The sequence below is a fragment of the Sphingobacterium griseoflavum genome (assembly GCF_014653155.1).
Taxonomy (GTDB): Bacteria; Bacteroidota; Bacteroidia; order Sphingobacteriales; family Sphingobacteriaceae; genus Sphingobacterium; species Sphingobacterium griseoflavum.
Map to the genome: position 1 here is coordinate 120319 of NZ_BNAF01000011.1, position 23508 is coordinate 143826.

The window sequence follows — 23508 nt, forward strand, 5'->3', positions numbered from 1 at the left end:
CCTGGGATTTTATGCTCGACTTTTTTAAAGTGGAGCATATTTTTTGGGTAAAATTTACGTTATATAGGGCAGTTACCAACAGATGTTAAGAACTTTTGAGGAATACGTGGAACTTTAGTTATAATTTAGTATCCTGAAGGTTTGTGCCTTTGTGGGTAGGTTTCCTTTGATTAATGCGCAGATTTAGTAGTTGAATAATTCATCAGTATGAATAAGAAAATTTATGGTGTAGGTATAGCATTGAGTTTAATGAGCTCGGTTTCGTTTGGACAGCAAACAGCTTGGCAACAGATTAACAATGCGTACAAGTCTGGAATGGAGTTGTTTGAACGAGGGAAGTATAGCTCGGCCGCTAAACAGTTTGATCGAGTGGAAGATATTCGCACGAAGTCTACGCTTCAATTGGATGAAACGGAAGAACTTACCTTGATCAAGGAAAATGTGCGGTTTTACCAGGCTATTTGTGCATTGGAGTTGGGCGATTCGGATGCCGAATCTCGCTTTTTGAAATACATTAAGGATTATCCAGCAAGTGCCAATTCCAAAGCGGCATATTTCCAGATCGGCAAGTCGTATTATGCGAAGAAGGATTATGTGAAAGCCATCGAGTGGTTTCAGAAAATCGATAGCAAGAACTTAGCGGGAACAGAGAACACCGAATACCGTTTCAAGTTAGCTTATGCTCAGTTTATGACGGATGACTACGCGGCGGCTAAGCCACTTTTCGAGAAGCTTAAGGATGAGCGCGGACAATATCAGGAGGCCTCGATCTATTATTACGCTTATCTTTCCTATTTAAATGCAGAATATAAAACCGCGCTCAATGAGTTTGAACGTTTAGATGGTTCAAAAACATACGAAAATAGTTATCCTTATTATATTACGGCGCTTTACTTTTTGGATAAACGCTATGACGAGGTTTTAGCCTACGCGTTGCCCATCCTGGAACGTACCAAGCAAGAACACGAAACCGAGATCTTCCGGATTGTGGCAGCTACCTATTTTATTAAAGGTGACCTCCAAAAATCCAAAAGCTATTACGATAAATTCCAGGCGCAGGATCAAGGTAGAACACAAAACAACCAAGATAGCTACCAGATCGGCTATATTGCGTATAAATTGGGCGACTACGAAAAAGCCATCAAAGAGCTGGAAAAATTGACGGAGCCTGATGCCTACTACCAAAGTGCGATGATCACGCTGGGCGATGCCTTTTTGAAGACCGGAAACAAGCAGAGTGCCCGTAATGCTTTCTTTAGGGCATCTAAGCTCGATTTCGATGCGCAGCTGAAAGAAGAGGGGTTGTTCAATTATGCGAAGCTGTCTTACGAGCTGGAGTTCCATCAGGTAGCGCTGGAAGCAACACAGGAATATTTAGAGACCTACCCGCGATCCGCACGTCTAGAGGAAGCAAAAACATTATTGGCTGAAGTGCTGTTAAGTACCAAAAACTATCGTGCAGCGGTTGATATATTGGAAGGAATCAGCAAGCGCGGACGGGAGGCCAACGCGGCCTACCAAAAAGTAACCTATTACCGTGGTCTAGAGTTTTACAACGAACGCGCTTTTGAAAATGCGATTTCCATGTTCATGCGTTCGGAAGCTAACCGCTACGATGAGGAAATCTATGCGCTCTCGACATATTGGAAAGCAGAAGCGATGTATGAGGTGCGTAAATATGGTGAAGCGGTAGCCAATTTCAATAAATTTTTACAGCTGCCGGCAGCCCGAAAAACCGATGTCTACAGTTATGCCAACTATGCACTGGCCTATGCGGCTTTCCGGAATGATCGGTACAACACTGCTGCCAATTACTTTGAGCGGTTTTTGGCTACTGGAGGAAAAGACGGGATTGAAATCAACACCCGCAACGATGCGGTCGCACGCTTAGCAGATTCTTATTTTGGCATGAAAAACTATGGCCGCGCACTGGAATATTATAACCGATTGATCAATTCAAAAGCGCCAAGTCAGGATTATGCATTGTTCCAACGGGGTATCATCCAGGGCTTGCAAGGCGATAATAATGGTAAAATCGCCACACTCAACTCGGTTGTCAAGCAGTTTCCAAAATCCAACTATGCGGATGACGTGGCCTTCGAGGTGCCGTATACCTACTTCTTAATGGGGGATTACAATACCGCGATCTCCGGGCTGCAGGCTATGGTTCAGGAGTACCCGCGAAGCAGCTACGTCCCACGTGCGCTGGTCACGATTGGTTTAGTGCAATACAATAAAGAGGACAACGACGCAGCGTTGGCCACCTTCCAACGTGTCGTCGATCAATATGCTACGACTGATGAGGCGAAGCAAGCATTGCTATCCATCGAAAATATCTATTTGGACAAGGGCGACGCAACGGGCTATATCCGCTACGCAACAAGTACCAATATCGGTGATTTGAGCACCGCCCAGCAGGACGCACACACGTTTAGCGTTGCCAAAACCCTTTTTGACCGCGGAAACTACCAAGGTGCTGTGGAGGCAATCAATGCGTATTTTGATAAATTTCCGAAACCCATACAAGAGAAGCATGCGCGATTTATTCGTGGGGAAAGCTATGCCCAATTGCAGAAGGACAAAGAGGCTATACACGATTTTAATATCATCATGAACGATTGGACCAGCGCCTACACGGAGCAGACGCTGGTAAGCGTAGCAAAATTGCACCTACGCAATAAAGCTTATAATGAGGCTGTTCAGGTATTGCGGAAATTGGAACTTACGTCGGAATACAAGTCGAATTACGGCTTCGCGATCAATAACCTGTTGATGAGCTTTTTCCATATTGGAGACTATGTCGAAACGCTTAACTATGCCAAGCTGGTCAAGAACTATGAAAAATCTTCCGAGGAGGATATTGCTTTGGCTCATTTATATGCTGGAAAGGCTTATGCGGAAACAAATCGTGCAGCAGACGCGCTCAAAGAATTTAATCTAGCAGCGTTAAAAAGTAAAACAGTAACCGGAGCCGAAGCACGCTATCGCGTGGGTGAACAGCAGCTGAAAGCAAAACAATATGATAAGGCCATTGAATCAGCCTTCGACATCTCCAACACCTTTTCTTCCTATGACTATTGGGTAGCCAAAGGATTTATCATGATGGCGGATGCCTATTTGGGCAAAGGCGACAAATTCCAGGCGAAATCGACACTAGAGAGTGTGATTGAGAATTACGATAACGATAAGGATGATGTGCTAAAAGAGGCGAAGGCTCGTTTAGGTAAATTGAAATAACAAGAATAGGATAGCATGATGAAATTGCATAAAACAGTATTTAAGAATTACGCAGCTGTAGCGTTATTGCTTGGTTTGAGTGTCGAGGGATATGCACAAACGGATCCGCAAAGACCGGTAACCATCGATTCTTTTGATGTCGTACGTGACTATAGGCCTATTCTTGCTGACGCAGTAAAAATTCGACGTAGCCCCGATATGACCAATAAGCGCAGCTACATGCCCAAGCTTTCCTATGGTAATATCGCCGATAAGAAGTTGGACATTAATACGGGCCTGAAGGAACTTGATGTACAGGAAACACCGTTTTCCCAACTGCAGGACCAGCGCAGTAATTACGTGAAATTCGGACTGGGAAACTTCAACACGATTTTAGGTGAGGGTTATTTTTCTTACGATGAATACGAAGACCTCCGGGTAGGCGGTTTTGTGAAACATTTGAGCCAGAAAGGCAGCTTGGAGGGACAGCGTTTCGCACGGCAGGAGGTGGGCGTGTTTGGTCGGCGTATTTTGCCAATGTTTACCGTAGACGGCACGTTGGGATACAATCGTTTCGGTACGAATTTTTACGGTATCCCATTGGCCGACGACCGTGTAACAACCTTGAATCCGACACCCGAGAAGCAGGTATTCAACGATATTTACTTTACGGGCGAACTGACCAGCAACTACGATCCCCAGAACGAAGATGCATTTAGTTACTCCGCGAAACTTGACGCTTATTCTTTTAGCGACCGTTTTGATGCGAAGGAGACGTCGTTCGCAGTTTCAGCTTATTTCAATAAGCGTGTGCGCACATTTAACATCGGTGCGAATTTGAGTGTCGATGTAAACAATGTGGACGGAACACCGAATAGCGGCGTGGCCGGAAAAACGAACAACTCGTTAGCCACGTTGAATCCCTATATTCGCTTTAAGGGCGATAATTACGCCATCACCTTGGGTGCTAATTTTGTACCGGAATTTGGTGACAGTAGCAGCTTCAACATATTTCCTTCCGCAGAGCTTGATTTTGCCTTGGCGCCAGAATACTTCCATATTTTCGGTGGGGTAAACGGTGGTGTCAAAAAAGCCTCTTATCGCGATTTCGCACGGCAGAATCCGTTCATTGGGCCTAATCTGGGCATACAGAATATGGTAGAACGCTTAAATTTCTTTGGCGGTATCAAGGGAAATGCTGGCGCTACCTTTGGCTATAAGGTAAAGGCTATCTACCGTCAACTAGAGGGGCTACCTTTGTTTGTGAACAATATGGAAACACCGTTTCAGTTTGATCTGGTGTACGATGGTAACGGAGATAAAGCTGTTCGACACGTGGGCTTGGAGGGTGAACTGAATGTGCGTTTGTCCAAATTGGTTAACCTTGGCGGCCGTTTAAATATCGATCAATACACCGCTGCTCAGCAAGATGAAGTATGGCATACACCTAAAATGCGCCTAACGGCGAATGCTAGGTTTAATGTCTCCGAGAAATTATACATTGATGCGGAGGCCTTGTTTCATGGCGTATCGTATGCGAGGGCATATGCCTACGATGGAGATACTGGCGCAGTGATTCCTTCGGTTCCGTATGAACGTAGAGAAGTGCCTTCTTTTTTTGATCTGAGTGCTGGCGCTGAGTATAAAGCTACCAAACAATTGGGCTTGTTCGTCAAAGCCAATAACCTTTTTAATGTGGAGTACCAAACGTACTTGTACTACCCCAAATTAGGTTTTAACATACTCGGGGGCTTAAATTTTTCGTTTTAAGCGCAGAAGATTATAACTTTGCAATTAAGCATTACATAGGATGAATTTAGGAAAAAACGTATATAATCTGTTAAAAAGACAACCCGAGGTTTATATCAAAGGCTTGGGTGCCTTCAAGCGGAACCATACGCCAGCAACGTATGACGAAAAGCGACAGGTCTATCTTCCTCCTATCAGCTATATTGATTTTGACCAGACGAGCCTGCGGGGGGCGGATTTTATCGCTTATGTCGCGCAACTACAGGCTATCGATAGGCGCGAGGCTGAAGTGCAAGTTGCTGATGTTGTACAAACCTTGCTGCGGGAGATTCGTGAGGAGGGGCAAGCGAAGTTGGATGATTTGGGGTTTTTAGTAAGTTATGGTGAGGGCTACGTATTTAAAGCATTAGATCTTTCCGGATTTAACTACGAGCCTATTGATGCAGCTATAGCGCCGCCGGTTGAGGTCCCACCCACTGTCGCGGCTGCAGAAACGCCTGGTCAGGCCTATTCCGAAGGAGATAAGCCAGCGTTAACACAGGAAGATGTACCAACAGAACAACCCGTTTCAGCGGAAATCTTGGAGCCATTTTTCGAGAACGGCAACTTGGGGAATCAGCAGGCTAAAAGTAATGCCATATGGTATATCTTGATTGCTCTACTAGCTTTAGCGACTATCGCCGCTTTATATTACTTCAATAAGCGGTCAAGCAGCGTTGTAGAACAGGTCGTCGTGGTTGATTCTCCGGAAAATGAGGTGGATACCACGGCTACGGCTCTACCGGTTGATACGCTAAGCCGCCCCGATTCGTTGGCACTTGCGTTGATGGACAGCACGCAAGCAGAAATGTCTGCTGCTACGGAAGCTCCGCTCAACAACGATGTTACGCCTGATCAATGGCAAATTGTTATCGGCATTCATCCGACAATGGCTAAGGCAAATGAGCATGCCGCAGCCATGCGAAAGAAAGGGTACACTAGTGTCCGTGCGGTGCCGAGCAAGATGGTGAAGAATAATAAGAAAGTCATTTGGGACAGCTACGTCACGAAAGAGGAAATGGAAGCTGCCTTGCAATATGTTCGCAAGAATATCGAGAAGGATGCTTGGCCCGATAAAATCAATTGATAAAATAAACCTTATAACAAAAATACACAAAAAAGACTATGTCATTCATGCAAGATAATGTAACGATGGATTCTGTGAACACGGTTCAACAGCAAGCAGTACAGGTGGCAACAACGGGTGAGAATCTGAATCTTATCCAACTGTTGATGAAGGGTGGTTGGATTATGGTTCCGATTATTTTCCTTCTGTTTTTAGCGCTAGTCATATTTTTTGAACGCTATATCACGATTCGCAAAGCATCAAGAAGGGATTCCGGACTTATGTCTCAGATCAAAGGTAATGTCATGTCAGGCCGTTTGGACGCAGCCATAGCGGTGTGCCGATCAAGTAATTCAGCCCTTGCGCGGATGCTTCAAAAAGGACTTTCCCGAGTCGGACGCCCCATAAAGGATATTGAAGGAGCAATCGAGAATGCAGGTAAGTTGGAAGTATCGAAGTTGGAGAAAAATATCAATATTCTCGGTATTGTTGCGGGGATTGCACCGATGCTGGGATTTGTAGGAACTATTTTTGGAGTCATCCAGATTTTTCGGGATGTGGAAGTAGCGGGCGGTATCGACATTGGTTCCGTATCAGGGGGATTATATGTGAAAATGATCGCATCGGCCAGCGGCCTTACCGTGGGTATCTTGGCCTATATCGGCTATCATGTCCTGAACATGATGGTAGAACGTGTTATTTTAAGGATGGAAACAGATTCCGTTGAGTTTATAGATTTGTTGGACGAACCAGGCGCTTAAATTTTAAAGCATTCGTTACTTTTTAATTTGGAAGATGAATTTAAGAAATAGAAGACATAAGCCTACGGCAGAAGTACATACAGCGGCTTTGAACGACATCATGTTTTTCTTGATGTTGTTTTTCCTGTTGGCCTCTGCGGTGGCCAATCCGCAGGTGGTCAAGTTATTGCTGCCAAAGTCAAGTGCCGGTGAGCAGTCGGTCGCTAAAAAAACAATGACCGTGTCCATCACAGCGGATCTAAATTACCATGTCGATAAGCAGACGGTGAATCTTGAACAGCTTGAGCCTTTGATTCAAAGCCAAATCGTTAACGGCGATGAACTGACGATTATGCTCTACGCAGATAGCTCCGTGCCTATTCAACATGTTATTTCGGTCATGGATGTGGCAAACAGGAATCGTGTCAAGCTTGTTTTGGCAACAGAGCCAAAGAAAGATTAAAGAAGTAGGATAAGCTGCGTCTTACTCATGCTCGTTCAGCAAAAATGACACAGCAGGATAAGCTATTGCTTTTTTGACTTTTTGATGTTGACTTTTTAATTTGAAAGAAGATGTATTATCATTCGCAAGAGGAAAATAATCTGCCGAAAGCCCTCGGGTTGTCGACAGCGGTGATGGGGCTACTGGTGCTGATTGCGTTTTTCGTGGTTTTCGGCGGTGATGTACCGCGCTACGGAATGGGAGGGATAGTGGTGAACTATGGAACCGCAGAAGAAGGTATGGGCGATGACTATATGAGTGTTGACGAACCGTCGATGGATGAAAATGCCAACAGTGTGAAACCCGATAAAATAGATCCCATTTCTACGCCGGTACCCACTCCATCCCAACAAGTGGCTGATAAAATTGTGGCTACGCAAGATCTAGAAGATGCGCCCGCTGTGCCAAAAAACGAAAAACCTGTCAAAGCCAATGCTGATGTGGCAACGACGGAAAAGAAAGACGCCAAACCTGCGGTGAATCCCAATGCACTCTACAAGGGAAAAAAGAACAATGCAACGGGTACGGGCGATGGCACTGGCAGCACGGCAGGCAACCAAGGAAGTAATTTGGGAGACCCTTTGGCCAGCAACTATGGTGAAGGCGGCTCGGGAGACGGTAATATGATGCTGACTATTGCAAACCGTCGGTTCGAAGTTCCGCCGCGTATCCAAGATGATGGCCAGCAGGCAGGGCGTGTTGCGGTAGAATTTAAGGTCAACAAAAGTGGTGTTGTGACGTATGCCCGGGCAGGGGTTCGTGGCACAACGATTTCCAGCCGTAGCCTGTTGGAGAAATGTGAACGTGCGGTCATGGGTGCTAGGTTAAACCAGTTGCCAAATGCGCCCGACTCCCAGACGGGTGTGATCGTATTCAATTTCAAGTTAAGGTAGCCTTACATGATCAACACATATGATGAGGTAATCGCGTATCTTTATGCTCGCTTACCCATGTTTACACGCGATGGCGCTAGCGCCATAAAAAAAGATGTAAACAATATCATTCGTTTGTGCGCGGCGCTCGATAATCCCCACCAAAAATTTAAGTCTGTTCATGTTGCGGGAACCAATGGAAAAGGTTCAACTTCGCATATGTTGGCTTCCATACTTGCGTCGGCAGGTTACAAGACTGGCTTGTATACTTCCCCGCATTTGGTTGATTTTCGAGAGCGTATACGCGTTAACGGAGAGATGATTCCAAAGGCTGAAGTCATCGCATTTGTCAACGACTATGTGCAGACGATCGATCAGATTAAGCCCTCTTTTTTTGAAGTTACAGTCGCCATGGCTTTCGACTATTTTGCCAAACAACAGGTTGATATTGCTATAATCGAAGTTGGTCTAGGTGGTCGTTTAGATAGTACCAACATTATCCATCCCGAGTTATGCATCATTACAAATATCGGGATGGATCATATGGACCTTTTGGGCGATACCTTGCCAAAAATAGCCGCTGAAAAGGCAGGAATTATGAAGGCCAGCGTACCGGTGATCATAGCAGAACGTGACGAACAGGTGGCCCCTGTTTTTGAAAGGCATGCCGCTTTGGTCGGGGCGCCACTACGATTTGCTACCGCCGACATGCAGGCGTTGGATGTGACAAGGGACGCCTCAGGCCTACACATCAATGTGCTTCAGGTGCAGGCCGGGAAGAAACAGTTATGGGATCTGCAGTTGACAGGTTTTTATCAACAAAAAAACTTATTGGGCGTCCTGGCAGCGGTTGACGAGCTTAAAAAGCAAGGCTGGCGTATTCAGGACGCACAAATACGCGAAGGTCTATCGCATGTTCAAGAGTACACTGGTCTGCAGGGGCGTTGGCAAACCTTGTCGGTCGATCCGTTTATCATCTGTGATACGGGACATAATGAGGACGGAATCCGAGAAGTCGTACGAAATCTGCAGCAAACAGATTACGGTAGGTTACACATGGTCATTGGCGCCATGCGCGACAAAGATTTAAAACACATGCTGCCCCTTTTACCAACCGAGGCGCAATACTATTTCAGTAGCCCGGCCATGCCTCGGGCGTTGCCAGCAAAAGAGCTACGTGACGCGGCAAAACATTGGAAACTACGAGGCGAAGCGTTTGTTACCGTTGTCGATGCTTTGCAGGCAGCTAAAGAAAACTTTCAAAAAGGAGATCTCATTTTTGTTGGTGGAAGCACCTTTGTGGTCGCTGAAGTCCTGCAAGCAAATGGCTTCGCGTAAAATGGAGAGATTAGCCATCTCGAGCTGATCAATGATGCCTTTATTTGGCAAGATAGCCTCCATCCACAGGATAATAGCTGCCCGTTACAAAGCTCGCTTCGTCTGACGCTAACCATAAGGTTAAAGCGGCAACTTCCTCGGGCTTCCCCAAACGTTGCATCGCATGTTGTTCAGCCAAGTACTTCTGGCTGTCCTGATCAATATGATCATCAATCAAAGGCGTCGATATAAAGCCGGGCCCAACCGCATTGATTCGTACACCACGTGTTCCGTATTCCCAAGCAGCAGATTTTGTTAAACCTACCACACCGTGCTTGGCGGCCGCGTAGGCAGATGACTGCGCAAAGCCAACAGCACCCAAAATCGAAGCCATATTGATAATCGAGCCCCCAACCTTTTCTATCGCGGGAAGTTGGTAATGCATACCATAAAACACGCCATTTAGATTGATATTGATGACATTATCCCAAGCGTCTAGCGGATAATCGGCTACTGATGCAGCGGGCCCACCGATACCGGCGTTGTTGACGGCGATATGCAAGGCCCCGAAATTCTCAACGGCTACGTCCACGATTCTTTTGTTGTCTTCGGCCGAGGATGAATCGGCCCGAACAAATAAAATGCTGCCATCTTTGTCCGCATTCACTAATTCGTGCCCAAGCTTCTCATTCAAATCGGCCACGACGACTTTAGCCCCGGCCCTGATAAATTCTTCGACAATTGCTTTACCAATGCCAGAGACACCTCCTGTGACTATAGCGACTTTATTTTCTAGCTTTTTCATAAATCCTGCGATATGAAGACAATTTACGGAAAAGGCCGTAGGGAATTCAGGTCGCCTATCACCAAAATCGTGAAGATGAAAATAAATTAACAAAAACCCCGGTATGTGACACTCGTTTGATGATTAAAATCGATCAATCGTTCTAAAGGTCAGGTTGATACGCGGGCTCTTAATTTTTGTCGTCGGTGGCAAACGGTGCATCCAGTAATCCTGCGTTTGATCCTGCATAGTCAACAAACTGCCATGGGCGAGTTCGAGGTAAACCGTTTGTTTATTGAGCTTATGTTTGAAGCCAAATTTCCGTCGCGCACCAAACGTGACGGAAGCAATAACACCATGTTTCTTTAAATCTTTTTCCGCATCGCTATGCCATGCCATGCCTTCGGATCCATCATGGTAGAGGTTGCACAAACAGGAGTTAAAGGTTGCACCGCTTTTAGCTTCCACGGCTTGCTTAATATATTCCAGCGGGGCAGTCCATGGCATCGCTGTTTTCAATACGCCGGAATAGGTATACTGAAAAGGCTGGTCCCCATACCACGCAACCTTTCGTTTCGTGTGGATAGTTTTTCCATAAATAACTGCCCGATCATGTTCCCAGGCGAGCTGTGCTAACAACTGCTGGTAGTAGTGATCCGCCAAAGTTTGCGGAAAAATTTGTCCATAGTAATATACGCTGCCATCGTAGGGAAGCAGGTTTCTTTCCGGTTGCGGATCTGCTTCAAATAGTATCATCATGCATAGTTTGTATTGCGCTTTCCCAAGCGATAATTGCTGTTTTGCGAGGCAACCCCCAACGATACCCCCCCAAGAGGCCCGAAGTCTGTATGACGCGATGACAGGGGATGAGGTAAGCGATTGGATTTTGACCAATCGCTGTGCCGACGGCTCGAGACGCGGCAGCATTGCCTATCTCGGAAGCGACCTGTTGGTAGCTGACTAATTTTCCCATCGGAATTTTTAGAAGAGCCTCCCACACGCGCAATTGGAAAGGCGTACCTCGAAGGTGTAGTTTTAAGGCCTGTAGGTTTGACCAATCGCGGTGGAAAAAGGCGATGACGGCATCATGCAACGGCCTATGTTCGTTGGCAAAAGTCGCATTTGGAAAGCTCATGAAAAGTGATTCACGTAGGTTGTCAATTCCATTTTCGAAAGCAACCTCGCAAACGCCCTTGCTTGTAGAAGCGATCAGCATGTTGCCAAAAGGTGAGGGGTAGATGGCATAACAGATCGTCAACGATCGGCCCCCCAATTTGTATTCCGCAGGCGTCATGCCTTCGATTTGGATAAACAAATCGTGCAATCGGCTAGTACTGGAAAGACCAGTTTCCAAAGAAGCGTGAAAGAGGTTGGTTTGTGATCCCGTCAATAAGCGTTTTGCATGTTGTATGCTCGTATATTGAAGAAATTTCTTAGGGCTGATACCCGCCCATTCCTGAAAGATGCGCTGAAAATGCTCTGGGCTAACATGCACGTGCCCCGCGATATCCGATAGAGACGGCTGCGCTCGAAAATTTTGCTGCAGAAAGGCGATAGCCTTGGCGATGCGTTCAAAGTTTAAGTGATCTTGCGGCTTTTCCATATTCAAATGTCCAAATTTTCGAACGCATAAAAAATCTGTTTCTTGTGAAAATACGAATTATCCCTTGTCCCGATAATTTTCCATAGTGCTTCATACAGAAATAGCGAGAGAGATGGTCGACCTACGACACGTTTTCATATTCGTGGCTGTACAAATCACCGTTCCTATCCATTATCATAATAAAGCCTTTGTAACACGATATTTTCCTTAGGTATGATTTTTTTATAAAAATTACGCAATCGATTGTTTTTAATTATTTTTTATTATACAAGAAAAAATAATTAAAATTGAGAAGAAACACACTATAAATCACTACAATTATGAGAACAAGAAACACATTTATCTGCGTGGCTACCTCCCTGGCCATGTTGTTCATTTCGTGCGAGCAAACTGTGCTGACAGAATCCGTCGTTGAGCCGGATAATAGTACATCAATCGCGTTTGACACCATTCAAACTTTTACGGAAAAGCCATCGGGACCAAAAGAAGCTCGTCGGCTGGGACAAAACAACCCTGCTTCCGATTTTACGGCTACAGGCTTATTCGTACCGCCTAACACGGAGCTTACCGTGTATGTTGAACAGTTGGAGCCGGGGAGCGGCGTTCCCCGGCTTCTTATTGGATCCTACTCCCGCTATCTGGCACGCTGGAATCCACGTTCCGTTGACCTGACCGCAGGTGTGCAGACTATTTCCGGAGATGACCTCGGCGGATTGCTGTTCATACGCTACAATGCAAATGACGCTAGCCCGTTGGCTACAGGTAAAATCCGCATCGAGTTTCGTCAAGGGCATCTGCCCGTGCCATACTACGTATTGGGAAAAACAAGCAATGCGCAGTGGCAGACGATGTTAGATACCTGGACGGAAGCGCCGGATGTGATTTTGGAGAACAGCACCAATATGATCGTTGCATCGCGAAGCAAAGCATTGGAATACCGGACAGAAAATCAAGAAGAACTCCTTCAGTCGTTGGAGGAAGTCTCTAGAGCGGAGTATGCGATCAGCGGGATTGACAACTCATCTCCGCAGCATGCGACCAATGTGCACAAGATCCTGCTAACAGAAACCGATAGGCCGGACACTTACATGGCTGCCACTTTCTACCGTACCTGGTATCACAGAAACACCATGAATTTCGTACTGACAGTGGATGCCTTCCGTAACAACGGGTGGGGGCCATGGCATGAGCTTGGGCATATGCACCAACAGGGTGCGTGGAGATGGAGCACGTTGGGCGAAGTGACCGTCAATATCTATTCCCTTGCAGCCGAGCGAAAAATGGGTATATCTCCGTCTAGGCTGACACGTGATGGCGTGTGGACTAGAGTAATGGCCTATTTGGATAAACCGGAGACAGAAAAAGATTTTAATGCATCAACAACGAACGTTTTCGTCCGACTGGCTATGTTTCAACAACTATGGTTGGCATTCGGTGATAATTTTTATCATCGTCTGCATAAGGAAACGCGTGAACAGCAGGTTTCGCTGACCACGGATGCACAAAAAATGCGCTACTTTATGCTAAAAGCCTGTACCATATCCGGCAAGAACCTCACCACATTCTTCAGAAAGTGGGGTTTTAAGGTCGATGAATCGGTGTATTTAGAAATAGCGGCGTTAGGACTGCTAGCGCCTAATGAAGATTTGACTAAAAAAACCGATGACCCCAATTGGGCGAATTGAGAAAGACTGTAGGCCGAAGGATTTATCAAGAGATAGCATGTTATTCAAGCGTTTGTTAAATCTCTTTTTAATCCGTTTCGGATTGGGAGAGTGGGGGGGATGCTAAGGAGCATTCCTTTCATGTCGCCGCGCAATCGAAAGTCGATATTTATTCGATATTACATAGGCCGTCTTCTTAGGAGGACGGCTATTTTGCTGAAAACCTTAACGAAAGTACGCTTGACAATAATTAAAAAAGACCTGCAATGAAAATTATCAGCTCGGAAAAGGCGTTACTGTCCAAAACGGACGGTTACCTCTACCGGCTTGTTTCGCCTGCCTCGTTCCCATCGCGGCCCGTCGTTTAAAAACCTTACGGCCGTCGCATCATGCATGGCACTAACGGATTTTTTAATCTGTATATTTTCAGGATTGCCTTGCGGGTCTACTTCGAAACGCAGGACAACGTTTCCAAAGGATAAACCTGCTTCTTTTGCAGCCGCTGCCATATAGTTATCAAACGAGCCCCAGCCCCCATTTGGGCGGGGACTTTTTGGCGTAGACACTTTTTTGCCACGGCCTGCAACGACTACTTCATCTAAGCTGTTTTGTTCAGGATGCAGGCGGATTTCCAGTTCAGACGTCGTCGCTAATAGTCGCTGCTTGGGTTCGTAGCCGAGGTGATGCATGGCCAAATTAACCCGGCCTGAGTCCGATACCAAAAGGAATCGACCCAGACTATCCGCATGAACGGTTTTCTGGGATATCTGGTCGTTGATCACGACATGGGGTAATGGTCTGTTTGTTTGGCTATCCAATATTTTTCCGAATACTACGGTTCCTTTTTTTTCGTGGTTTGTACCGCTGCTCATGCCCCGGATTCGTAGCGATCGTGTCTGGACATTTGCGACCCGTCGTTGGTGAGCTTGCGCCCCTATCATATCTATGGCATCTAATTGTTTATCGGGTGTTTGTGCAAGGAGAAGCGCACTGCTGTCGAGACCAATACCTTCGGGCAGCTCTTTTGCAGCAAATAGCCCTGTGTCCGTCGTATCCAACGGTGGCTTTTTCCGCTTGGACTTAGCAGCTATGGCTTTCGCCGCTCCCGTTGGTTTGTTTTGCGCCAGGGAAGGGGCGGGGCTGTTTGTTTGGCGGCCCGTCAAGCTATCGTGCTGTCCGTCGGTTGGCCGATCTACTTCTTCAGTCGCTATCTTTTCTTGCTGTGCATGTTGGAATGGAGCCCCAAGATAGAGGTAGACCGCGATACCCATCACGGCAAACAGTGAAGCAGCGGCGCTTAATGCGATCCAAGGCCGTCGCACTTTTGTCTTGCCGGCTCGGATACGATCATCGATGTGCCGTTGCAGGTTGTCGGTAGGTACAGGAAGCTGTTGCGCATATTCGGTCTCAACGCCTAGAATAAGGTCCATCAGCATTTCGTCTGCTTCCGCGGCTCGTTCCAGCGCATGCATCTCTTTGGGAGAAAGATCTCCCCGTACATAGCGTCGGATATAGGCGATATCGAATTTTCTATCCTGCATTTTTCTCCATACAAATTTTCAAGTTTCTTTTCCCATTTTGGATAAAGCTCTTTACTTCACTCAAATCATACCCGCTCAATTCGGCGACCTCCTTGTAACATTTCTCTTGCAAAAAGAAAAGGTCTACCGCGATCTTTTGTTTGGCGGGAAGCTTGTCGATACACTGTTCCAATAGCGATAACCGTTCCTCTTTTTCAAGGCTGTTGTCCTCTTGATGCAGGTTTGTCGAAAATTCCACAAAGTCGTCTACCGGCACAATAAATCCTTGTTTATTATTGCGTAAAGCCATCAAGCAGTGATTTTTGCTGACGACGTACAGCCATTTTGGAAAATCTATTATTTGCTGTCTGTCTACTTTATGGATAAGATCCTCAAAAATTTGCATAACACCATCTTTACTTCGCTCGCTATCCTTAAAATAGCGCAAGCAAACATAATAAACCATCTCGCTATGCCGACTGTAAAGCTCGCCCAAGACCGTCAAACTGCGCGTCGCTGTATAGCGGTCGAGTAATTCTTTGTCAGTTAGGGCTTGTTTTGACGCGGTATGGATCTTCATATTTCGATAGCAAAATAATTTATTTTTCGCGATTATGGAAATTAAGATTTTCCCGCATCCATACCCAAAAATAGATAGGTTATGAAAAATAGAACATTTTTATCTGCACTATGTGCGATCTTGATGGGGATTGGCACCTGCCTGGGCGCGGAGGTCAGCGGTTGGGTACTGGAATCCGGAACAGGCCAAGCAATTGCTGGTGCTTCTGTATCGAACCATCGCACTCAAGTAACTATGCAGACGGATAAACACGGTGCTTTCAGCATCGAAGCTTCGGTAGGAGATAGTTTGGAAGTTAAGATGATCGGATTTGAAACCAAGATTGTCAAGCTTGGTGAAAATAACAGAATCAAGATCATGTTGAAACCTGAAGTGATGTTCACGGAAGAAGTCGTTGTAACAGCCCATGTTGGACGTGCTAAACAATCATCGAATGCGGTCATGATACGAGGTATGGCAATAGCTTCTCCAGCAAAGGCACCGCAGGAGAGCTATGCGCAGATTAAAGAGAATACCTTTATCAATCCACGGAAAGAACCGCTTTCTACCTTCGCTGCGGACGTGGATGCCGCCTCGTACAGCAATGTGCGCCGGATGTTGAAGATGGGGACGGTTCCGCCGAAAGATGCAGTGCGTGTAGAAGAAATGCTCAACTATTTTCAGTATGACTTGGAGGCTCCTAGCAATGGCGATCCGGTGTTGATAAAGACCGAGTTAACTGTGGCCCCGTGGAATAAGGAAAACCGGTTGTTGCGTATTGCGCTTAAAGCGAAAGACGTGCCTAAAGAACAGCTGCCCGCTTCCAATTTCGTGTTCTTGATCGATGTATCTGGTTCGATGTACGAAGCCAATAAATTGCCGTTGGTAAAATCTTCGCTGAAGATGCTGGTGGATCAATTGCGGACAAATGATCGGGTAGCAATTGTGACCTATGCTGGATCCGCAGGGGTGAAGCTGGAAAGTACATCGGGGAGCGAAAAAATGAAGATCAAGGATGCTATCGAAGCCTTAGAGGCTGGAGGCTCCACTGCTGGCGGCGCTGGCATTGCCAAAGCATACCAAATAGCTCAAGCCAACTATATACAACATGGTAACAACCGTATTATCATGGCTACCGATGGCGATTTCAATGTCGGAGCATCCAGCGATAACGATATGGAAGCGCTGATCGAGAAATATCGCGAAACCGGGATCAACATCTCGATATTAGGTTATGGCATGGGAAACTATAAAGATAGCAAGATGGAGATCTTAGCAGACAAAGGGCGGGGCAACTACGCTTATATCGACAATATATCAGAAGCCCGAAAGGCGATTATCAACGAATTTGGTGGCACCTTGTTCACCGTGGCGAAAGATGTCAAGATTCAGGTTGAATTTAATCCAGCGCAGGTGCAGGCCTACCGTTTGGTCGGTTATGAAAATCGTTTAATGGAAGCACAAGATTTTAATAACGATACCAAGATCGGTGGAGACATGGGCGTAGGCCATACTGTTACCGCGCTGTATGAGATCGTGCCGGCAGGTACGAAATCATCCATTATTGGCACGATAGATCCGTTGAGATACCAACAAGAAGAGACACCGGAAGGCGGACGATTTATGAGCGAAGTCGCAACGGTGAAGTTCCGTTATAAAGATCCCAATTCGAATAACTCAGAATTAAAGCAGGCGACCGTTAGCAATAAGATCATACCATTAGATGAAGTATCCGAAGACTTTAGATTTGCGTCGGCTGTCGCCGAATTTGGTATGCTGTTACGGCAATCCGACTATCGGCAGAGAGCCAGTTTTCCGTCTTTAATAGCTCGCGCCCGCGCGGCACGTGGCACCGATACAGAAGGGTATCGTATGGAGTTCGTCCGCCTGGCAGAGGATGCCGAAGCGTTGCTAAAAGCCCAAGAGGTCGACTAAGGGATCAAAAAGGATCCCAGCGAGCACATCCTGTACAAGAAGGATTTTTAATCCGTAGTTTGTCCATCGTCATCAGGTACGATGGGCAAACTACGGGTTGGCGAAGCGTTGGTTTTATCCTCTACCATATATCGGTATTCGCAGTAGCCGATCTCGCCTGCCGCATTAAAGGCTTCGATGATGATGGTCATTTCGCCCGTGTTATCGCCATTGTAATACGCAACGGAAGTTGTACCCTTTTCATCCGTCAGAATGTCGGGAAGCCAATGCAGCAATGTTCGAAAGTCGGGTTTAGCTGCTTCTTCCGCAGACAAGGATGTATAACGCGGCGCATAAAACTCTACCGAAGGCGAGTAGACAGGAACGGAAATCTGTAAAAGGCCTGGCGATCGACGGACGTTATACACCCCTTGGCCAGCATGTGTGTAAATAGCAATAACATGTCCCGTCATGGGGATCGTCATGGGCGAAGCTTCGGGATAGGTTTGCATATACAAATTGGCGAAGTTTTTCGCGAAGCGGATAATTTCAAAACTTTTTACTTCGCTGGGTGGGAAGTTAGGTATGATGTCGTAGGAATGGCCGGGCACAGGAATACCGTCTACTACGACTAATGTCGGTTCGCTTCCGTGAACTTTGGCCACCAAATACCCTCCGGCGTCTTCCGTACGTTCGATGCGGATATCATTTGGGAAATTAAACAATAAGACACTGTACAATCCGTAGGACCATTTTTGTTCTTTTTCTTGGATATCTTTCCCCGATATCACAGCGTCTGCTTCGCCATAGGTGTCCAATACCTTCTGTTCCTGTTTACTTAATTGTTTCCTTTCTACAATAACCTCGTCTAGCAGAATGCCGCCGTTAGCTGTGCGGTATGCAGCCTCCTGTCTACTGCGGTCCTGTCTTTTCCGTGCCAATAGGGCGATGGTGCTGTCGATACGTTCCATCGATTGGAAAGCGTCGTAGTTGATATCCAACGCATGCCGCTTATCCAAATGAATGGTATAATCGCGGTTTTTTCCGGCCTTACTGGCCGTTTGGAGCAGGACGTCCAGTGTATCACAGTACTGATCGGGCAATTGAAAGAAGAAACTTCCTAAGCTGTCAGTACTTTGCACCTGGAATATGTTGCTGGAACCAAAACCGATCAAGGAAAGCTGTACGCCAGCTTGCTTTTTTTTCGACAAAACGCCTGTTATTTCGCCTGCGATATACGGCATGAATTCTGGTGAAAATGAAAACGATGTTGGCATGGGTTCATTATACTTGTAATTGCGCCATCCTTGGGTCAGCATCAAGGCATCCAAGTCGGCTGCACGGATTGCAGAATCGCCGTGGAAATAGTAGTTTGGTTCTTCGACTTCACCACGTAGTTCGGATTGCAGCAAGAAATGTGTTAAGATATTTTGCCGTGTGGAAGCTTTCTTTCCGATATGGTCGCTTGCCACTGCCATGACCGATAACTTTGCTTGCGTAGGAAGGCCGTCGCTTCCCCATACTTGAATCGCCAAGTCTGTTTCTGAACGTTTTTGATGATGTTTACTCGCCGTCGCTGCTTGTATAGCCAGCCGATTTTCAGGTCGTTCATGAAAGTAGATACGCGCTGCGATGGGACGCATGTGCCGATCCAAAAGGGTAAAGAGTAAAATACCTTCCGGCAGGCTTTGCACGGGTATAGACGCAGAAACCTGCTTGCCTTGGCTGCCAGTCTTGATGAAATAATACAGGTTTCCTCTACAACTGACCTGTACAAATAAGCTGTCCCGAATGGCTTCCGTGCTTTGGATGCTTATCCTGATCTGCTGTTCGTCCCGTGATATGGCCAACCGCTGACCATCGCTCCTTGTCGCGGGCAGTGCATAGCGCGGCGCGCGCACAAGATTGCGGTCTGTCGTACTATCGAGCACGGCATGGTAGGTATGCCCTTCGTTCGCTGTGAGGTAAACAGCCCCGATACCTAAATGGTTGCTTGTAAAGGAGCTGATCGTATCGCCGACATTATTGCATATGGTTCCCGATACTGCGACTCCCTTTCCGGCAGGGTCGACAGCCTTAAATCCAAGTTTTGTAGGTATGTTTTGTAGCCATTCACCGCCTTCAGGGAAAAACTGTAGATCTATGGGGGCTGTTGGGGTTGCTAAGCTTTTGGTATAGCCGATACCATTATGCGTGCGCATTTGGATGATGGCCGTAGCGGTATGCGGCGGCAATTGCTTATCCAATAGATAATATCCCTGATCGCTTTCTTTTAACAACATGCTGTCTTTTTTACCGTCCAAAATGAGGTGTAGCGACAGGTGTTTGCGATGCGCGGGGTCGATCAAGCGAGGGAACAATTTTGCTTGCAATCGATAACTGTTGGGCTCAAGTTCCAGCATCTTGATATCGATGATGGGCGCCATCTTCGTTTCTACCACGGCCGGAAAGAGATCGATGTATCGGCTGAAAATGAAATCTTTGCCAAAATTATGGTTCCATTCTGTGTATGCGCGCAGTAGGTATTTCCCTGCTGGATAAGTCTTTTGTAATGTAAAGGCACCATGCCCACTCCCTTGGCTCAGCTGTATACGCTTGCTGTTCACGATTTGTTCGTTTGGCGCGATAAGTTCGACGTGTAGCACCCCGCTAAATTGAGAGGGGTAGTGGCTAGCCGATTCCAGCACAATAGCCTTGAACCAAACGGTTTGGTCGGTCGTGTATACATCGGCGTCCAATTGCAAGTAGATCTTCTCTGCATAGGCGCCTTTCCGCTGGAAGGTACTTGGATGCATTTGCGCGTAAGCATGCATGTGCATAGAACTCAAAAAGCCGACGGCCAACAATACTTTGCCCAGACATCGAAACTGAAGCCAGAGCAGACAAGAGGAAAAATACCGAAACGACATACATCTAAAATAAAAAATAATTTTGGAATAGTATGGCTGTTTTTGGGTCGAAAAAAAGCCTGTCCGTGGATTGGACAGGCTTTCGTAAGGTTGCTAATAGACTTCGTCAGAAATCTGTTTTACAAGCTCTTAAGTTATGCACCTAACTGTACGCGTTTGAAAGCGGTAACGGTTAAACCTTTGGCAACCGAGTCTAGGAATTGCGCAATGTTTTTCGAAGAATCTTTTACAAATTCTTGGTTCAACAAGGTGTTCTCTTTGTAGAATTTGTTCAATTTACCGGCAGCAATTTTTTCAACCATCTCTTCTGGTTTACCTTCCGCACGGATTTGCTCTTTAGCAATTTCAAGCTCGCGCTCGATCGTGTGTGAATCTACACCATCTTTATCGATCGCTACGGGATTCATCGCAGCGATTTGCATCGCTACATCCTTACCAGCTTCTTCCGCACCGGCAGCGTCAGCAGATAGACCTACCAACACACCTAAACGGTAATTACCATGGATATAAGCAACCACTTTATCGCCAGAGATCGTTTCGTACTTCGAAACATCGATTTTCTCACCGATAACGCCAGTTTGTTCGATCAACGCATCAGCAATTTTCTTGCCATCGATATCCAAAGCTTTGAGCTCCTCCAAAGAAGAAGGTTTATTAGCTAATGCAATATCAGCGATTTTTTCTGCGAAAGCGATAAAATCAGCATTTTTGGCCACGAAGTCTGTTTCACAGTTTACTTCCACTACAATACCTGATTTTGCATCTGCTGTAGCTTTCGCGATGATCACACCTTCGTTAGAATCGCGGTCTTGACGACTAGCAGCAACTTTAGCACCCTTTTTGCGTAGGTAATCAACTGCTGCTTCGAAATCGCCATTAGCTTCCACTAGTGCTTTTTTACAATCCATCATACCAGCGCCAGTTTGTTGACGCAATTTGTTTACATCTGATGCAGAAATTTGTACTGACATATTTTTATTTCTTTAAAAATTTACAATCTAAAAGCCTTGCAAGTATAGCATCATGATGCAACTTGGGCATTAAACTTATGTTAAATAACAAAACCGGACAAACCGGTGTAGACACTTTGAAGTTTGACTTCAAAAAGGCTAACACATGTTTATCCGGCTTTTTATAGGATATTATTCTCCGTCTTTCGCTTTACGAGGGCGTTTTCCAGCGTTAGCATCGGCATCAGCCTCTGCAGTAGCGCCATTATCTACAGCCGCCTTTGCTGCCGCAGCTTCTTTCTCTGCGTCCTCTTCTTTATCGCGTTTACGTTCTTCTAAACCTTCTTGGATCGCTTTTCCAATAATTCCTGCGATTAAGCTAATAGACTTCGTCGCATCATCGTTTGCCGGAATCGGGAAATCGATATTCGAAGGATCAGAGTTTGTGTCGACCATTGCAAAAGTAGGAATGCTCAACTTCATTGCTTCTGCTACAGCGATGTGCTCTTTTTTCACATCGATGATGAATAGGGCAGCAGGCAAACGGTTCAAATCAGCGATACCACCTAAAAGGTTCTCTAATTTGATACGCTCCCGTTGAATCATCAACTTTTCTTTCTTAGACAATACATCGTACGTGCCATCTTTTTGCATCTTGTCGATGTTAGACATCTTTTTGATAGACTTACGTACTGTTTGGAAGTTTGTAAGCATACCACCTAACCATCTTTCTGTAACGAAAGGCATGTTCACATCTTTCGCTTGTTGTGCGATGATTTCTTTTGCTTGTTTTTTAGTAGCTACGAATAGTACTTTGCGACCTGATTTTACGATCTGTTTGATAGCTGAAGCAGCCTCTTCCAATTTCGTAAGGGTTTTATTCAAGTCTATAATGTGGATACCGTTACGTTCCATGAAAATGTATTTCGCCATTTTCGGATCCCATTTACGTGTAAGGTGACCAAAGTGCACACCTGCATCCAATAATTCTTGATAAGTTGTTCTTGCCATTTTTTGATCCTCCTTTGATTAACGTTTACTGAATTGGAATCTTCTACGTGCTTTGCGGCGTCCTGGTTTCTTACGCTCAACCATACGGTCGTCACGCGTAACTAAACCTTTCGCACGTAAAGCTGGTTTTACTTCTGGGTCAAGTTCGACCAAAGCTTTAGCGATCGCTAAGCGAACGGCTTCAGCTTGTCCTTTGACACCACCACCTTGAACGTTAACATTTACATCAAAATTTCCAGCAACACCAGCTACTTCTGTAGATTGAGTAACGATATATTGCAAAGGCAATGTTGGGAAATATACTTTAAAATCTTTACCGTTTACGGTAATGTTTCCGCTACCAGCAGTCAAGTAAATGCGGGCAACAGCAGTTTTTCTTCTTCCTGAAGTGTTAGTTGTTGACATGTTTGCTCTCCTTAAAATTTAACTGGTTTTGGGTTCTGTGCCTCATGTTTGTGCTCTGATCCCGCATAAACAAAAAGGTTTCTGAATAACTCACGTCCTAAACGATTTTTAGGAAGCATACCGCGAACCGCTTTCTCAACAATGCGCTCGGGGTGTTTTGCCAATAGCTCTTTTGGAGAAACAAAACGCTGACCACCTGGGTAGCCGGTGTAGCGAACGTATACTTTGTCGCCCAATTTGTTTCCTGTCAATCTAACTTTGTCTGCGTTGATAACGATCACGTTATCTCCACAGTCTACGTGTGGGGTGAATGTAGGCTTGTGCTTTCCGCGAATTACTTTCGCAATTTCGCTTGCCAAGCGCCCCAAAATCTCTCCTTCAGCGTCAACAACGATCCACTCTTTGTTAACGGTGTTCTTGTTGGCAGAGACAGTTTTGTAACTTAACGTATTCACTTGCTTTTATTTAATTAATTAAAAAATGTATGTCCCTCTTGTAATCCCTACAATGAGGTCTGCAAAGGTACGATAAATATTCTGTAATATAAAAGCCAAATTTGTTTTTATGAACTTACCGGCAGGACACCTCATGGCGACGCCAAACTTGCGGGTTGGATATTTAACATGTTTTAAGATAAGATGCTTAAACTTTTGCTTTTTTTTGTCATCTTTATAAAAGGTGTGCTGTG

19 protein-coding genes are annotated in these 23508 nt (G+C 45.8%); 9 read left to right on the top strand and 10 right to left on the bottom strand.

Translation table 11 applies throughout. The features are described from left to right. Positions 1-207 precede the first annotated feature (207 nt). The 7 genes from IE165_RS14710 (at position 208) to IE165_RS14740 (ending at position 9522) form a co-directional block, all read left to right on the top strand. The gene (locus IE165_RS14710) at positions 208-3237 is read left to right on the top strand and encodes a tetratricopeptide repeat protein (protein WP_189627402.1); all 3030 of its coding nucleotides are present in this window, start codon (positions 208-210) and stop codon (positions 3235-3237) included. Positions 3238-3252: 15 nt separating this feature from the next. After that, positions 3253-4986: a TonB-dependent receptor gene (locus IE165_RS14715; RefSeq protein WP_189627403.1), complete on the top strand. Its 1734-nt coding sequence runs from the start codon at positions 3253-3255 to the stop codon at positions 4984-4986. Between the two features lie 40 nt (positions 4987-5026). Then, positions 5027-6091, top strand: a complete 1065-nt coding sequence (locus IE165_RS14720; protein ID WP_189627404.1) for an HU domain-containing protein — start codon at positions 5027-5029, stop codon at positions 6089-6091. Between the two features lie 47 nt (positions 6092-6138). Then, positions 6139-6831 carry a MotA/TolQ/ExbB proton channel family protein gene (locus tag IE165_RS14725; RefSeq protein WP_373297924.1) on the top strand — a complete coding sequence of 231 codons (693 nt, stop codon included), beginning with the start codon at positions 6139-6141 and terminating at the stop codon, positions 6829-6831. Between the two features lie 34 nt (positions 6832-6865). Then, positions 6866-7273, top strand: coding sequence for an ExbD/TolR family protein (locus IE165_RS14730; RefSeq protein WP_189627406.1), 408 nt, complete (start codon positions 6866-6868; stop codon positions 7271-7273). Between the two features lie 110 nt (positions 7274-7383). Beyond that, a complete protein-coding gene (locus IE165_RS14735; RefSeq protein ID WP_189627407.1) occupies positions 7384-8205 on the top strand; it encodes an energy transducer TonB in 822 nt (273 codons plus the stop codon). Positions 8206-8211: 6 nt separating this feature from the next. Then, positions 8212-9522, top strand: a complete 1311-nt coding sequence (locus tag IE165_RS14740) for a bifunctional folylpolyglutamate synthase/dihydrofolate synthase (protein ID WP_189627408.1) — start codon at positions 8212-8214, stop codon at positions 9520-9522. 40 nt (positions 9523-9562) lie between these two features. Here IE165_RS14740 and IE165_RS14745 read toward each other — a convergent pair whose 3' ends face one another. The 3 genes from IE165_RS14745 to IE165_RS14755 form a co-directional block, all read right to left on the bottom strand. Continuing rightward, a complete protein-coding gene (locus IE165_RS14745) occupies positions 9563-10306 on the bottom strand; it encodes an SDR family NAD(P)-dependent oxidoreductase (RefSeq protein WP_189627409.1) in 744 nt (247 codons plus the stop codon). A gap of 123 nt (positions 10307-10429) precedes the next feature. Then, the gene (locus IE165_RS14750) at positions 10430-11044 is read right to left on the bottom strand and encodes an alpha-ketoglutarate-dependent dioxygenase AlkB family protein (protein ID WP_308434304.1); all 615 of its coding nucleotides are present in this window, start codon (positions 11042-11044) and stop codon (positions 10430-10432) included. Continuing rightward, positions 11028-11888 carry a bifunctional transcriptional activator/DNA repair enzyme AdaA gene (locus tag IE165_RS14755; protein ID WP_189627410.1) on the bottom strand — a complete coding sequence of 287 codons (861 nt, stop codon included), beginning with the start codon at positions 11886-11888 and terminating at the stop codon, positions 11028-11030. The genes IE165_RS14750 and IE165_RS14755 overlap by 17 nt, the downstream gene beginning before the upstream one ends. A gap of 320 nt (positions 11889-12208) precedes the next feature. Between IE165_RS14755 and IE165_RS14760 the strand changes: the two genes are divergently transcribed. Then, positions 12209-13573: a M60 family metallopeptidase gene (locus tag IE165_RS14760; RefSeq protein ID WP_189627411.1), complete on the top strand. Its 1365-nt coding sequence runs from the start codon at positions 12209-12211 to the stop codon at positions 13571-13573. A gap of 272 nt (positions 13574-13845) precedes the next feature. Here IE165_RS14760 and IE165_RS14765 read toward each other — a convergent pair whose 3' ends face one another. Beyond that, positions 13846-15093 (bottom strand): carboxypeptidase-like regulatory domain-containing protein, encoded by a 1248-nt coding sequence (locus tag IE165_RS14765; RefSeq protein ID WP_189627412.1) that lies wholly within the window; start codon positions 15091-15093, stop codon positions 13846-13848. Beyond that, complete coding sequence (locus IE165_RS14770) at positions 15083-15652, bottom strand: RNA polymerase sigma factor (protein ID WP_189627413.1); 570 nt, start codon at positions 15650-15652, stop codon at positions 15083-15085. The genes IE165_RS14765 and IE165_RS14770 overlap by 11 nt, the downstream gene beginning before the upstream one ends. An 81-nt stretch (positions 15653-15733) precedes the next feature. On the opposite strand from IE165_RS14770, the gene IE165_RS14775 reads away from it, so the two are divergent. Continuing rightward, positions 15734-17566 carry a vWA domain-containing protein gene (locus IE165_RS14775; RefSeq protein WP_189627414.1) on the top strand — a complete coding sequence of 611 codons (1833 nt, stop codon included), beginning with the start codon at positions 15734-15736 and terminating at the stop codon, positions 17564-17566. A gap of 47 nt (positions 17567-17613) precedes the next feature. On the opposite strand, the gene IE165_RS14780 is transcribed toward IE165_RS14775, so the two are convergent. From IE165_RS14780 to rplM, 5 genes are all read right to left on the bottom strand, one after another. Further along, positions 17614-20358: a hypothetical protein gene (locus IE165_RS14780; RefSeq protein ID WP_189627415.1), complete on the bottom strand. Its 2745-nt coding sequence runs from the start codon at positions 20356-20358 to the stop codon at positions 17614-17616. 230 nt (positions 20359-20588) lie between these two features. Then, positions 20589-21425 carry a translation elongation factor Ts gene (gene tsf / locus IE165_RS14785; RefSeq protein ID WP_189627416.1) on the bottom strand — a complete coding sequence of 279 codons (837 nt, stop codon included), beginning with the start codon at positions 21423-21425 and terminating at the stop codon, positions 20589-20591. 171 nt (positions 21426-21596) lie between these two features. Then, positions 21597-22415: a 30S ribosomal protein S2 gene (gene rpsB / locus IE165_RS14790; protein WP_189627417.1), complete on the bottom strand. Its 819-nt coding sequence runs from the start codon at positions 22413-22415 to the stop codon at positions 21597-21599. Between the two features lie 18 nt (positions 22416-22433). Continuing rightward, the gene (gene rpsI / locus IE165_RS14795; RefSeq protein ID WP_189627418.1) at positions 22434-22820 is read right to left on the bottom strand and encodes a 30S ribosomal protein S9; all 387 of its coding nucleotides are present in this window, start codon (positions 22818-22820) and stop codon (positions 22434-22436) included. An 11-nt stretch (positions 22821-22831) separates the two neighbouring features. Further along, positions 22832-23275 carry a 50S ribosomal protein L13 gene (rplM, locus tag IE165_RS14800; protein ID WP_189627419.1) on the bottom strand — a complete coding sequence of 148 codons (444 nt, stop codon included), beginning with the start codon at positions 23273-23275 and terminating at the stop codon, positions 22832-22834. Positions 23276-23508 lie beyond the last annotated feature (233 nt).

What these genes read in the sequence shown, in the direction of transcription:
- IE165_RS14710 (WP_189627402.1), top strand. Translation starts at nt 208, where the DNA reads ATGAATAAGAAAATTTATGGTGTAGGTATAGCATTGAGTTTAATGAGC.
- IE165_RS14715 (WP_189627403.1), top strand. Translation starts at nt 3,253, where the DNA reads ATGATGAAATTGCATAAAACAGTATTTAAGAATTACGCAGCTGTAGCG.
- IE165_RS14720 (WP_189627404.1), top strand. Translation starts at nt 5,027, where the DNA reads ATGAATTTAGGAAAAAACGTATATAATCTGTTAAAAAGACAACCCGAG.
- IE165_RS14725 (WP_373297924.1), top strand. Translation starts at nt 6,139, where the DNA reads ATGCAAGATAATGTAACGATGGATTCTGTGAACACGGTTCAACAGCAA.
- IE165_RS14730 (WP_189627406.1), top strand. Translation starts at nt 6,866, where the DNA reads ATGAATTTAAGAAATAGAAGACATAAGCCTACGGCAGAAGTACATACA.
- IE165_RS14735 (WP_189627407.1), top strand. Translation starts at nt 7,384, where the DNA reads ATGTATTATCATTCGCAAGAGGAAAATAATCTGCCGAAAGCCCTCGGG.
- IE165_RS14740 (WP_189627408.1), top strand. Translation starts at nt 8,212, where the DNA reads ATGATCAACACATATGATGAGGTAATCGCGTATCTTTATGCTCGCTTA.
- IE165_RS14745 (WP_189627409.1), bottom strand. Translation starts at nt 10,306, where the DNA reads ATGAAAAAGCTAGAAAATAAAGTCGCTATAGTCACAGGAGGTGTCTCT.
- IE165_RS14750 (WP_308434304.1), bottom strand. Translation starts at nt 11,044, where the DNA reads ATGATGATACTATTTGAAGCAGATCCGCAACCGGAAAGAAACCTGCTT.
- IE165_RS14755 (WP_189627410.1), bottom strand. Translation starts at nt 11,888, where the DNA reads ATGGAAAAGCCGCAAGATCACTTAAACTTTGAACGCATCGCCAAGGCT.
- IE165_RS14760 (WP_189627411.1), top strand. Translation starts at nt 12,209, where the DNA reads ATGAGAACAAGAAACACATTTATCTGCGTGGCTACCTCCCTGGCCATG.
- IE165_RS14765 (WP_189627412.1), bottom strand. Translation starts at nt 15,093, where the DNA reads ATGCAGGATAGAAAATTCGATATCGCCTATATCCGACGCTATGTACGG.
- IE165_RS14770 (WP_189627413.1), bottom strand. Translation starts at nt 15,652, where the DNA reads ATGAAGATCCATACCGCGTCAAAACAAGCCCTAACTGACAAAGAATTA.
- IE165_RS14775 (WP_189627414.1), top strand. Translation starts at nt 15,734, where the DNA reads ATGAAAAATAGAACATTTTTATCTGCACTATGTGCGATCTTGATGGGG.
- IE165_RS14780 (WP_189627415.1), bottom strand. Translation starts at nt 20,358, where the DNA reads ATGCATGCTTACGCGCAAATGCATCCAAGTACCTTCCAGCGGAAAGGC.
- tsf (WP_189627416.1), bottom strand. Translation starts at nt 21,425, where the DNA reads ATGTCAGTACAAATTTCTGCATCAGATGTAAACAAATTGCGTCAACAA.
- rpsB (WP_189627417.1), bottom strand. Translation starts at nt 22,415, where the DNA reads ATGGCAAGAACAACTTATCAAGAATTATTGGATGCAGGTGTGCACTTT.
- rpsI (WP_189627418.1), bottom strand. Translation starts at nt 22,820, where the DNA reads ATGTCAACAACTAACACTTCAGGAAGAAGAAAAACTGCTGTTGCCCGC.